Genomic DNA, 12,393 nt, shown 5'->3' with positions numbered 1-12,393 from the left:
GGACGACAGCTCCTTGGGTTGAGTCTTGTGCCCCGGGGGACAGACAAGCTCAGGTTAAGGAGCGGGTGCCGTTTGCGGAATACGCCAGAAGGCGTAGCCGCAGCACGGCGGGCCGGTCGGAGCCGTCAGCCCGGGCCGTGCCAGTTGCCGAGCTGGCGGACCTTCGACATGGCCAACGCCGCGGCGGCATTGCGCGTTTCGACGCCGAGCTTCTCGAAGACGTGTTCCAGGTGCTTCTTGACGGTGGCCGGACTGCTGCCGAGGATGTCTCCGATGTCCCGGTTCGTCTTACCCTTGACGGCCCAGTACAGCACCTCCCCTTCCCGCAACGTGAGGCGGAAGGTCTGCTGCAGGGCGGCCACCGCAGCGGCATCCGACACTTCGCGCATCACGACAAGCCAGTCGTCATCGGCGGTCCGCTGCTGAAGCGACAGCACGAGCTGGCGTGCTTCCCGCACGACCGTGAGCGGGCGGGGTTCCGTGCCGTCGCGGGCCAGCTGGCGCAGCCAGACCAGCACCTCGTCGGGTACCGCGCCGGCCGGGGAATCGAAGTAGCGCTGCATGAGCTCCCGGGCGAGTGAGGTCTGCCACACCGCGCGGCCGCTGGCCAGCGCGTCGTCCGCATGGATCGCCATGGTGGCGTGCCCGAAGGCGTCCAGCGCATTGCGCGCCTGGCGCGCCTGCCGCGCGCTCTGCATGTGCACCGTCATCCGCGCCAGCACTTCCTGGGGGCGCAGCGGCTTGGTGACGTAGTCCACCCCGCCGGCGCCGTAGGCGGCCACCACATGCTCGGTCTCGGTCAGGCCGGTCATGAAGATGATGGGAATGTGCGCCGTCTCCGGCCGTGCGCGCAGCTGCCGGGCCACCTCGAACCCGTCCATGCCGGGCATGACGGCGTCGAGCAGGACGATGTCGGGCAGGGCCTGCAACGCCCGCGCGATCGCGCCCTCGCCGTTGGTCGCCACGAGCACCGTGTAGCCGGCCTCGTCCAGGGCGTCGTGCAGCAACGCCAGGTTGTCCGGCACATCGTCCACCACGAGAACGAGGTCGGAGATGTTGCGATCAGGCAGGGTTGCGGTCATGGAGCGCGCGAGACAGGATGGCGGAGATGGCATCGAACTGGAACTGGCGGGCCAAGGCACGCAGGCGGGCCACGAACGCCGCGTGTGCCGGGTCGGCTGCGGCGATCTGGTCCAGCTTGCGGTGGATGCCGCGGAGGTAGCCCAAGGTGACCAGTTCCTGCAACGCCTGCAGGTGCTCGGTGGCGGGAAGCACTCCGTGGTCCTCGGCAAGCGCTTCGCTTCGCGCGCCACCGGCCGGCTCGGCCTCGGGCGCGGCCTCGATCCATTCCAGCGCCAGGCGGCGTCCGAGCCAGTCGAGCAGTTCGTGCAGGCGGACGGGCTTGACGACGAAATCCTCGGGCCGCACGCCGACGTCGTTGTCCAGCTCCCGGTCGAAGGCGTTGCCGGAGACGATGGCGACCGGCGCATCGCTCAGCTGCCGCGCGCGCAGGGCTCGAATCGTCGCCCATCCGTCGATGCCGGGCATGGCGAGGTCCATCAGCACGGCGTGCGGCCGGAACTCCTCGACCACCGCCAGGCACTCGTGGCCGGATGCGGCCAGCTGGGTCTCGAAGCCGAGCGGCTCGAGCATGCTCGCCAGGAGCACCCGGTCCACCTCCTCGTTGTCCACGATGAGCAAGCGCCTGCGCTCGCCACGGTAGCCGACGCGCGTGGCACGCGCCACGTCCGCGCGGGCCGCGGCGCCGCGAGCCGCAGGCAGGAACAGCCGGATGCGGAACAGGGTTCCCTTGCCGACCTCGCTTGCCACCGACATCTCGCCGCCCATGAGGTCCGTCAGCATCTTGCTGATGGTGAGGCCGAGGCCGGTGCCGCTGCCTGTGGTCTCGGTACCGCGCGCAAAGGGCTCGAAGATCTGCTCGACCTGGTCGGACGGTATGCCGGGGCCGGTGTCCTCGATCTCGAACACCGCCATCTCGCGCGCGTAGTCGACGCGGAACGCGACCTGCCCGACGTGCGTGAACTTGACCGCATTGCCGAGCACGTTGATGAGGATCTGCCGCAGGCGCTTCTCGTCGCAGCGAACGTACTCGGGCAGGGTGTCGGTCACGTGGTGCTCGAAGGCAATGCCCTTGTCGGCCGCCTGCAGTTCGAAGAGCCGGACGATCTGCTGCACGCAATCGCGGAACCGCATGGGCCGGGAATCCAGGCGCAGCTTGCCGCCCTCGATGCGGGCGATGTCGAGCGTGCCCTCGATGAGCGAGAGCAGGTGGTCGCCACCCCGGCGGATCACGCTCACCGCCTGCTTGCGATGGGCCGGGATGCCTGGGTCCTGTTCCAGCAACTGGGCATAGCCGAGGATGCTGTTGAGCGGCGTGCGTAGCTCGTGGCTCACCGTGGTGATGTAGCGGCTCTTGGCATGGTTGGCGAGCTCGGCCTGGCGCTTGGCCTGCTGCAGTTGCTCGTCGGTGCGGCGATGGGAATCGATTTCCCGGCGCAGCGCGAGCGTCTGCTCGTGCGCCGCCTGCGTCTGGCGGTTCGACTCCTCCTGGGCCACCTGCCGGCTCTTGTGCGTGAGCACCAGCCACCAGGCCACGATGCCGCTGACGAGCAGCAGCGCTGCGAAGGCCTTCACGAAGCCCATGCGCAACAGCGGTGCGAGCGCTCCTGCGCCGTCGCCCAACCCGCGCAACTCCTGCTGGTAAAGCAACCCGAACAGGCCAGCCAGCACGGGCACGATCACGGCCATCAGCAGCAGGTAGTGCGCAAGACCCGTGTCGAGCGAAGGCCAGGCGCGGCGTGGCATCAACCACCGCAACGCGCGTGACCACTGTGCGGACAGCCGCGCCTCTGGCTTGCACAGGTCGTTGCAGCGGGCGTCGAGGGAGCAGCACAAGGAACAGATCTGTCCCAGGTAGGCCGGGCAGTGCGCCATGTCGTCCACCTCATACTCACGCTCGCAGACGACGCAGGACTGAAGGCCGGTCGCCGCCGCGTCGGGCCCGGGCGTCCGGGCGAGGTAGTAGCGTCCCTTCGTCGCCCAGGCGATCAGCGGGGCCGTGACAAAGGCGGTGACCAGTGCGATCAGCGCCGAGAACGCCTGCGCCATGGGTCCGAAGAACCCCAGGTGGGCCACAACCGAGAGGACTGACGCGACGCCCATGGCGCCCACGCCCACCGGGTTCACGTCGTGAAGGTGGGCGCGCTTGAACTCGATGCCGCGCGGCGACAGCCCGAGCGGCTTGTTCACGACCAGGTCGGCGACGACGGCCATGATCCAGGCGATGGCGACGTTGGCGTACAGGCCGAGCACGCCGCCGATGGCGCGAAAGACATCGAGCTCCATGAGCATCAGGGCAATGAGCGTGTTGAACACCACCCACACCACCCGCCCGGGATGGCTGTGCGTCAACCGGGCGAAGAAGTTCGACCAGGCCAGCGAGCCGGCGTAGGCGTTCGTCACGTTGATCTTGAGCTGCGAGACGACGACGAAGAGTGCCGTGGCAGCGATGGCCCAGCCCGCGTGGGGAAGGACATACTCCCAGGCGACCAGGTACATCTGGTTCGGGTCGACGGCGCGGTCGACGGGCACCATGTGGCTGATGGCCAGATAGGCCAGCAACGCACCACCCAGCATCTTCAGCACGCCGAGCACGACCCAGCCCGGCCCGCCCACCAGCACGCCGGTCCACCAGCGCAAACGGCGTCCCGCGGTGCGCTCGGGCATGAAGCGCAGGTAGTCGGCCTGCTCGCCCATCTGGGTGATCAGGGCGATGCCCACGGTCATTGCTGCGCCGAAGAGCTGCAGATTGAAGCCGGCGGCCTGTTCGCCTGCGCCCGGATATCCCGCGAGACCACTCAACACACCGGGATTGTTGGCGAAGACGTACACGTAGGGCACCACCAGCAACACGAGCCACAGCGGTTGCGTCCAGACCTGCAGGCGGCTGATGGCGGTGACGCCGTGGGTCACGAGCGGGATCACCACCAGCGCGCAGATCAGGTAGCCCCAGACGGGCGGGATGTCGAACGCCAGCTCCAGCGCGTAGGCCATGATCGCCGCCTCGAGCGCGAAGAAGATGAAGGTGAAGCTCGCGTAGATGAGCGAGGTGATGGTGGAGCCGATGTAGCCGAAGCCCGCGCCGCGGGTGAGCAGGTCCATGTCGAGACCGTGGCGAGCCGCGTAGACGCTGATCGGCAGGCCGGCCAGAAAGATGATCAGGCCGGTCGCGAGGATGGCCCAGAAGGCATTGATGAAACCGTACTCGACCAGGAGCGTGGCGCCCACCGCCTCGAGCACGAGGAACGACGCGGCGCCGAATGCCGTGTTGGCAACGCGGAGCTCCGACCACTTCCGGAAGCTGCGCGGCGTGAAGCGCAGCGCGTAGTCTTCCATCGTCTCGCGTGCGACCCAGGCGTTGTAGTCGCGTCGCACCTTCACGACCCGTTGCACCGCGTCGGTTGCGGGCGGCTCACCCGCGACCGGCGCGACGGCAGGACCGAGGGCGGGCGTGGTGGAACGGTTCATGCAGACATTATCCGGCCGGAAGTGGCTCGACCCGGACCCGCCAGATGCCTGGCCTCACCGAATTTCCTTCGCTGCACACCATGGAACTCACTCCCCGCGAAAAGGACAAGCTCCTCATCTTCACGGCCTCGCTGCTCGCAGAACGTCGGCGCGCCCGAGGCCTGAAGCTGAACTACCCGGAGGCCGTGGCGATGATCAGCGCCGCCATCATGGAAGGCGCGCGCGACGGCAAGAGCGTCGCCACATTGATGAGCGAGGGCAAGACGGTGCTCGGCAGGGCTGACGTCATGGAGGGGGTGCCCGAAATGATCCCCGACATCCAGGTCGAAGCGACCTTTCCTGACGGCACCAAACTGGTGACCGTGCACCAACCGATTGCATGACCAAGGCCTCCCCATGACGCAACGCACCGTTTTGACGCAGCACACGCCCGTCCCCTCCGTCCGCCGCTGGGCTCGCCTTGCGTTTCTCTGCACCGCCTCGGTGCCCATGATCGCTGCGGCGCACACCGGCGGCCCCCTTCATGATCACGACGCGCTGTCGGCCTTTGCCGCCGGCCTTGCGCATCCCTTCAGAGGACTCGACCATCTGGTCGCGATGGTGGCCGTGGGACTCTGGAGTGCACTGGCCGCCCGGCGTGCCTGGCTCGCACCCGTGGCCTTCGCTACGGCTTTGCTGGCGGGCGCGCTGATGGGACGGTCGGGGATTGCCGTACCAGCCGTGGAGCCGATGATTGCAGCATCGCTCCTCGCCTTCGGCCTGTTGCTCGCGACGCGCCTTCGCGTGGCGGCCGGCGCGGCGGTGACTGTGGTCACCGGCTTTGCCTTCTTCCACGGCGCCGCGCACGGCACTGAACTGGTCGGCGGCTTCGGCGGAGCCGCGCTGACTGGCATGGTCGTCGCCACGCTGCTGCTGCACGGCACCGGCCTGCTCGGAGGCGCCCTGCTGCGCGACCGTGGCCGCTGGTGGGCGCGGGCCGCCGGCCTGGGCGTCGCCGGCTTCGGGCTCGTGCTGCTGGCGAGGCTCGCATGAGCGCAGCGCCCATGGTGCCGGGCGAACTGCTGACCGACGGCCCCGACCTGCCCATCAACCTCGGCCGGAAGACGCTGACGGTCGTCGTCGAAAACGCCGGAGACCGGCCCGTCCAGGTCGGCTCGCACTACCACTTCGCCGAGAGCAATCCGGCCCTGCGCTTCGATCGCGACGCCGCTCGCGGCATGCGGCTGAACATCGCCTCCGGCACGGCCGTTCGCTTCGAGCCGGGGCAGCAACGCACGGTGGAACTGGTCGACTACGCAGGCGACCGCATCGTCCACGGGTTCCGGGCCCAGGTCCAGGGCCCCCTCTGAGGCAGACGAGACAGCATGGCAACCATCAATCGACGCGCCTATGCCGAGATGTTCGGCCCCACTACGGGCGACCGAGTCCGCCTCGCCGATACCGGACTCCTCGTGGAAGTGGAGCGCGACTTCACGCTGCTCGCCGGAGGCTATGGCGAAGAGGTCAAGTTCGGCGGCGGCAAGACCATTCGTGACGGCATGGGGCAGAGCCAGCGACTCGCCGCAGACGTCGCCGACACCGTCATCACCAACGCACTGATCATCGACCACTGGGGCATCGTCAAGGCCGACATCGGCCTGAAGGGCGGACTCATCAGCGGCATCGGCAAAGCAGGCAATCCGGATGTGCAACCCGGCGTGGACATCGTCATCGGCCCCGGGACCGAGATCATTGCCGGCGAAGGCAACATCGTGACGGCGGGCGGCATCGACTCGCACATCCACTACATCTGCCCGCAGCAGATCGAGGAAGCGCTGATGAGCGGCGTGACGACGATGCTCGGCGGCGGCACCGGCCCGGCGACCGGCACCTTCGCCACCACCTGCACCCCCGGCCCGTGGCACATCCACTCGATGCTGAAGGCGGCCGAGAGCTTTCCGATGAACCTCGGCTTCCAGGGCAAGGGCAACGCCAGTCAGGCCCGTCCGCTCGAGGAGCAGATCGAGGCCGGCGCCTATGGCCTCAAGCTCCACGAGGACTGGGGCACGACGCCATCGGCCATCGACACCTGCCTGTCGGTGGCCGAGGCGCACGACGTGCAGGTCACCATCCACACCGACACCCTGAACGAGTCGGGCTTCCTTGAAAGCACGATCGACGCGTTCAAGGGCCGCACCATCGCGACCTTCCATACCGAGGGCGCGGGAGGTGGCCATGCGCCGGACATCATCCGTGCCGCCGGCCTGCCCAACGTGCTGCCGTCCTCGACCAACCCGACGATGCCGTACACCGTGAACACGGTCGACGAGCACCTGGACATGCTGATGGTGTGCCACCACCTCGACCCGTCCATCGCGGAGGACCTCGCCTTTGCGGAAAGCCGGATCCGCCGCGAGACCATCGCGGCCGAGGACATCCTGCACGACATGGGCGTGTTCTCGATGATGTCGTCCGACAGCCAGGCCATGGGCCGAGTCGGCGAAGTCATCATCCGCACTTGGCAGACCGCGCACAAGATGAAGGCCCAGCGCGGCACGCTGGCCGAGGACAGCGCGCGGCACGACAACTTTCGCGTGAAGCGCTACATCGCCAAGTACACGATCAACCCGGCGGTGACGCAGGGCATCTCGCACATCGTGGGGTCGGTCGAGGTGGGCAAGTTCGCCGACCTCGTGCTGTGGAAACCGGCCCTCTTCGGTGTGAAGCCTTCGCTCATCCTCAAGGGCGGCATGATCGCGGCGGCGGCGATGGGCGACCCCAACGCCTCCATCCCGACGCCCCAGCCGGTGCACTACCGACCCATGTTCGGCGCCTACGGCGCGGCCATGCACCAGACCTGTCTGACCTTCGTCTCGCAAGCGTCGCTCGATGCCGGCGTTCCCGAGCGCCTCGGCTTGCAACGGCGGATGGAAGCGGTGCGCAACACCCGCCGCATCGGCAAGGCGGACATGGTTCACAACCACGCCACCCCGAACATCGAGGTCGACCCGCAGACCTACGAGGTTCGTGCGGACGGCGTGCTGCTGGCCTGCGAACCGGCGACCGAACTTCCGATGGCGCAGCGCTACTTCCTGTTCTGAGCGGGCACGCGGGCCGATGGGCTGGCACACTGTCGGCCGCGTTCACCCTCGAGAGACCCCATGCTGACCGTCAACAAGCTCATTCCACAGGGACGCGGGCTGGCCCGCGCCCTGGTCAACCGCGCACCTACCGTGTCCCTGGACTGGGACACCCGTCAGAAAAGCCGCTTCGACGCGCGGGACTCGCAGGACCGCACGCTCGGCGTGTTCCTCCCCCGCGGAACCGTGGTCCGTGGGGGGGACGTGCTGGTCGCCGAGGACGGCTCGCTGGTGCGCATCGAAGCGACGCCGCAAGCCGTGATGCGGGTGCAGACCTGCGCCGAGCATGGCGCTCCGATCGACCTGCTGCGTGCTGCCTACCACCTGGGAAACCGGCACGTGCAACTTCAGGTGGCCCAGGATCACCTGGCGCTCGAACCTGACCACGTGCTGGCCGACATGTTGCGCCAGATGCACCTCATCGTGACCGAATTCGAAGCCCCGTTCGAGCCCGAGAGCGGTGCGTATGCAGCGGGAGGGCACGGGCATGCGCATGGCCACGCCCATGCCGCGCCCGCCCCCGAACTGGCCGGGTCTCAAGCGGCCACGAGAACGGTGGTGCCGATCGCCGTGAAAGCTGTCCCGCACGTCCACGGACCGGGGTGCAATCATGGTCACGACCATGAGCATGGTCACGGTCACGGTCACGGTCACGGTCACGGTCACGAGGACGGGCACCGCTGATGTTGCAGAAGATCCTCCAACGCCTGCGCGCCCATGGACTTCGCCTGCGCGGCGTGCGCTTCGAGAGCGTCCCGAGCCTGGCAGGCGCGCGCCCTTTCATCGTCAACCACGGCACGCTCTCGCTCGGCAGCGGCGTGGCGCTGCGCAGCTTTCGTTCGCCGATCAGCATCCACGTCGCGCTCGGCGGCAAGCTCCACATCGGCACGGGTGCCTTCGTCAATGACGGCGTGAGCATCTTCTGCGCACAGCAGGTCGACATCGGTCCCCACACCAAGATCGGGAACGGCGTGACCATCTACGACACCGACTTCCACCCGGCCACCCCTGAGGACAAGACCGCACCCCGGCCGGTCACGATCGGCCGGAACGTGTGGATCGGCGCCCGGGCCATGGTGCTGGCGGGCTCGCGCATCGGCGACCATTCCGTGATTGCGGCCGGATCCATCGTGCGTGGTGACGTCCCCGCCCGCAGCATCGCGGCCGGAACGCCTGCGCAGGTCGTTCGCACCTTCGAATGCGCAGACGACTGGGTGCGGCCCTGAGCGCCGTGGAGGCAGCCGCCCCGTCTCATCCCGGAGGCGCTGCAGCGCAATTGCAGCTGATGTGGCTGGCCTCGCCCGCCCTCCCGGTGGGCGGCTTCAGCTACTCCGAGGGGCTCGAAGCCGCCGTGGAAACGGGGCGTCTCACGGGCGAGGCGGACTGCCGCACCTGGCTGATCGATCAGCTCCACCTGTCGCTGTCGCGCAGCGAGCTCGCGGTCGTGGCCGCTGCGTTCCATGCGTGGGCCGCGCGCGACCTGCACCGCATCACCGAGTTGAACGACTGGGTGGCCACGACCCGGGAGGCGGGCGAGATCCGCTTGCAGACCGAACAGATGGGACGCTCCCTGGTGGAGTGGCTTCGAAACCGCCCGAAAGAACCGGTGCCGGACGGCCGTCTGGCGCACCTGACCGGGCTGCGCCCGGCGCCCACATGGCCTGTGGGCTTCGCATTGGCCGGGGTGGAGGCCGGAGCGGACGTCGAAGGCACGCTGCTCAGCTTCGCGTTCGGCTGGGCCGAGAACATGGTTCAGGCGGCGCTCAAGGCGGTGCCGCTTGGACAAGCGGCAGGTCAGCGGGTGCTGTCCGGCCTGGTCGCCGAGATCCCGGCAGCCATCGCGGCGGCCCAGGCCACCACGGACCAGGACCGGCAGGCGTTCTGCCCGATGCTGGCCATCCTGCAATCCCAGCACGAAACACAGTACTCGCGCCTGTTCCGCTCCTGAGGCTGACGGGCTGCCGCGTCGCTCCGCGACCCTGGCCTGACCTTTGCGTGTTGCAAAGCAACAAAGGGCTGGAATCCGGAACAGCATGCCTCTCAGCATGCTGCTGCGGCCGTGCTTTTACCGAAATCGGAAAACTTTACGCGCACATTTTGAACGCGTTTCGGATTCCCTCGGTAAGGCGGTCTTCCGGCCCGTCCTCGACCGATGAGCCCCTTCATGCAAACGACCGCCCCGTCTTTCAAACAGCTGCAAGGCACGCTGCGCCAGCGTGTGCCGTTCCTGTACGGCCTGCTGCGCCAAGGCCGCCACCGCATGCACTGGTGGGCCAAGATGCGCTACTACCTGCACGACATGAAGCACGCCGTGTCGCACATGTTCTGGGACCAGCGCGTCAACACCTACGAAAAGCTCAGCGCCGAGTTGATCTTCCAGTTCCACAAGCTCGAGAAGGGCCTGTGCATGCCGGGCAAGCCGCGCTTCTTCGGTCGCGATCCGGTGATGGCGACCTGCCGCCTGGTCGAGCGCTGGAAAGCGCAGGGCTTTGCCCAGGACGACCCCGTGTTCGTGGGCGCCATCGAGACGCTGCGGGCCTACCGCACACGTCTTGGCGACACGCCGCCTCCCGCCGCGGACGCCGGCCCCATCTTCGAGGCGCTGGAGCGGGCGTTGATGTCCGTGCCGCCGCAACCGGAATTCGCGACGCCCCGCCCCTATCGCCAGACCGACGCCGAGGTCTCGGCCATGTTCGACCAGCTGTGCCAGGACCGCCGCAGCGTCCGGGCGTTCGACAGCCGCGTGGTCCCGCTGCCTGTGCTCGAAGGGGCCATCCAGGCCGCGCAGTTGAGCCCGAGCGCCTGCAATCGACAGCCCTGCCGTGTCCACGTCTATCGTGATCGCGAGCGCATCGATGCGCTGCTCAAGCTCCAGAACGGCAACGCCGGCTTCGGCCACATGCTGACCACCCTGCTGGTGATCGCCGCGGACGGCAACAGCTTCTTCGATGCGTCCGAGCGCAACGAGCCCTATGTCGACGGCGGGCTGTTCTCGATGAGCCTGATCCTGGCCCTCCAGGCTCGGGGCATCGCCACCTGCTGCCTCAACTGGTGCGTCTCGCCGGCCACCGATCTCGAAGCCCATCGTCGCGGAGACATCCCGGCGCACCACAAGATCATCATGTACCTGGCCGTCGGCTATCCCCTCGAAGGCGCGCTGGCGCCCAAGTCGGCTCGCCGGCCCACCGACTCCATCGTGCGGATCCACTGATTCCCTTCCGATGAGCACGCAAGGCATTCCATTGGAGGTGGGTTTGACCACATCGTTGCGGTCCAAGGTCCGGACGGGACTGCTGTGGACGGCCATCCAGAGCTGGGGCGGGCGACTGAGCATCCTCGGCCTGTTCATGATCATGACGCGGGTGCTCGCACCGGCGGACATCGGTCTCTTCGCCATGGCGTCGGTCGTGCTCGCACTGCTGACCATGCTGGCCGACCAGGGCCTCGCCGAGGCGGTGGTCCAGCGCAAGGAAATTTCGCAGGAGCAGATGAACACGGTGTTCTGGCTCAACATGGCGGTGTCGCTCCTCATCACCGCCGTGCTCTGGTTCACCGCGCCGCTGGTGGCACGCCAGCTCGACATGCCGGACCTGGCTCCCATCCTTCGCACCCTGGTGCTCAGCCTGCCGATCACCGCAGCGTCCTTTGGCCAGATGTCGATGCGCAAGCGGGCCTTCGAGTACCGGCACATCGCGATGGTCACCCTCACCGCGACGGTCACCGGCTGCCTGATCGCCGCCGGGCTCGTGCTGGCGGGCTTCGGCGTGTGGAGCCTGGTCGCGCAGACGATCATCACGACCACGCTCCTGACCATCCTGCTCTGGATCAAGCCGAACTGGCGACCGGGCCGCGAGACCGATCTCCGCAACACCTTGCCGCTGATGCGCTACGGCGCAAGCCGCATCAGCACGGCCATCCTCGACTTCGCGAACACGCGGTACATCGAGTTCTTTCTTGCTGCCGCGCTCGGTCCGGCGACGCTGGCCATCTACGCCGTCGGCGTTCGCCTCTACCAGGCCTTGATGCAGGCCCTGGGCTCCACCGTCTACGAGGTCGCGCACAACGGCTTCTCGCGGCTGGCCGACGATCGCCCGGCCCTCATCAACGCCTACTACAAGAGCCAGACCGCCACCGCCGCCGTGGCCGTGCCGGTCTTCTGCCTGCTTGTCGCCGTGGCCTCGCCGCTCACCATCACGCTCTTCGGCGAACGCTGGCACGAGAGCGCCACCGTCACGCGGGTCATGTGCGTGCTCGGGGCCATCCAGCTGCTGCAGTTCTACAACGGCACCATCTACAACGCGATGGGCAAGCCGAACATCGGCCTGAAGTTCATGGTGCTCAAGGTCGTGCTCACCTTCACGGGCTTCTACCTCGCTCGCAACGGCAACCTCAACACCCTGCTGTTCGCATACTTCATGAGCCAGATCATCACCACGCCGCTGAGCTTCTATGTGGTCAAGCGGCTGGTCAATGTGTCGCTGCGCGAACTCGTGCGGCGCCTGTGGCCCTTCCTCTGCGCCTCCATCCTGATGGCCGGCGCGGCCTATGGCGTGCTGTTGCTGCTCGAGGCCCGCCATCTCCCTCCCCTGGCCACGCTGATCGCCTCCTGCGCCGTGGGCGCCGCGGTCTACGTCGGCTCCGTCCAGCTTTTTGCTCCGACCTCCCTCAGATCAGCCTGGGCCATGCTCAAGTCACCCACGAAGTGACCGCGCCGTCAGCCCGCAAC

General features: G+C 67.7%; 11 protein-coding genes. 9 read left to right on the top strand and 2 right to left on the bottom strand.

Annotated features, from left to right (window positions below):
* Positions 1-125: 125 nt before the first annotated feature.
* Both ACSQ2F_RS02215 and ACSQ2F_RS02210 read right to left on the bottom strand, forming a co-directional pair.
* Positions 126-1,082, bottom strand: coding sequence for a response regulator (locus tag ACSQ2F_RS02215; protein WP_436019330.1), 957 nt, complete (start codon positions 1,080-1,082; stop codon positions 126-128).
* The gene (locus tag ACSQ2F_RS02210; RefSeq protein ID WP_436019328.1) at positions 1,063-4,548 is read right to left on the bottom strand and encodes an ATP-binding protein; all 3,486 of its coding nucleotides are present in this window, start codon (positions 4,546-4,548) and stop codon (positions 1,063-1,065) included. The genes ACSQ2F_RS02215 and ACSQ2F_RS02210 overlap by 20 nt, the downstream gene beginning before the upstream one ends.
* Before the next feature lie 80 nt (positions 4,549-4,628).
* Here ACSQ2F_RS02210 and ACSQ2F_RS02205 point away from each other — a divergent pair, with 80 nt between their 5' ends.
* The 9 genes from ACSQ2F_RS02205 to ACSQ2F_RS02165 all read left to right on the top strand — a co-directional run bounded on the left by ACSQ2F_RS02205 (position 4,629) and on the right by ACSQ2F_RS02165 (position 12,373).
* A complete protein-coding gene (locus ACSQ2F_RS02205; RefSeq protein ID WP_436026706.1) occupies positions 4,629-4,931 on the top strand; it encodes an urease subunit gamma in 303 nt (100 codons plus the stop codon).
* Between the two features lie 13 nt (positions 4,932-4,944).
* Positions 4,945-5,580: a HupE/UreJ family protein gene (locus ACSQ2F_RS02200; RefSeq protein WP_436019326.1), complete on the top strand. Its 636-nt coding sequence runs from the start codon at positions 4,945-4,947 to the stop codon at positions 5,578-5,580.
* 11 nt (positions 5,581-5,591) lie between these two features.
* Positions 5,592-5,897: an urease subunit beta gene (locus tag ACSQ2F_RS02195; protein ID WP_436026704.1), complete on the top strand. Its 306-nt coding sequence runs from the start codon at positions 5,592-5,594 to the stop codon at positions 5,895-5,897.
* Positions 5,898-5,912: 15 nt separating this feature from the next.
* Entirely contained in the window at positions 5,913-7,628 is a 1,716-nt protein-coding gene (gene ureC / locus ACSQ2F_RS02190; RefSeq protein ID WP_436019324.1) for an urease subunit alpha, read from the top strand.
* Between the two features lie 60 nt (positions 7,629-7,688).
* Positions 7,689-8,351 carry an urease accessory protein UreE gene (ureE, locus tag ACSQ2F_RS02185; RefSeq protein WP_436019322.1) on the top strand — a complete coding sequence of 221 codons (663 nt, stop codon included), beginning with the start codon at positions 7,689-7,691 and terminating at the stop codon, positions 8,349-8,351.
* Complete coding sequence (locus ACSQ2F_RS02180) at positions 8,351-8,893, top strand: acyltransferase (protein WP_436019320.1); 543 nt, start codon at positions 8,351-8,353, stop codon at positions 8,891-8,893. Before ureE ends, ACSQ2F_RS02180 begins: the two co-directional genes overlap by 1 nt.
* On the top strand, positions 8,866-9,615 hold the full coding sequence (locus tag ACSQ2F_RS02175) for an urease accessory protein UreF (RefSeq protein WP_436019318.1): 750 nt from the start codon (positions 8,866-8,868) through the stop codon (positions 9,613-9,615). The genes ACSQ2F_RS02180 and ACSQ2F_RS02175 overlap by 28 nt, the downstream gene beginning before the upstream one ends.
* A 216-nt stretch (positions 9,616-9,831) precedes the next feature.
* Positions 9,832-10,878 carry a nitroreductase family protein gene (locus tag ACSQ2F_RS02170; protein ID WP_436019316.1) on the top strand — a complete coding sequence of 349 codons (1,047 nt, stop codon included), beginning with the start codon at positions 9,832-9,834 and terminating at the stop codon, positions 10,876-10,878.
* Between the two features lie 43 nt (positions 10,879-10,921).
* Positions 10,922-12,373 (top strand): lipopolysaccharide biosynthesis protein, encoded by a 1,452-nt coding sequence (locus ACSQ2F_RS02165; protein WP_436019314.1) that lies wholly within the window; start codon positions 10,922-10,924, stop codon positions 12,371-12,373.
* Positions 12,374-12,393: the final 20 nt, after the last annotated feature.

Source organism: Rhizobacter sp. LjRoot28 (assembly GCF_964253025.1).
Taxonomy (GTDB): Bacteria; Pseudomonadota; Gammaproteobacteria; order Burkholderiales; family Burkholderiaceae_C; genus Rhizobacter.
This window is presented reverse-complemented; position numbering and strand designations above follow the sequence as displayed.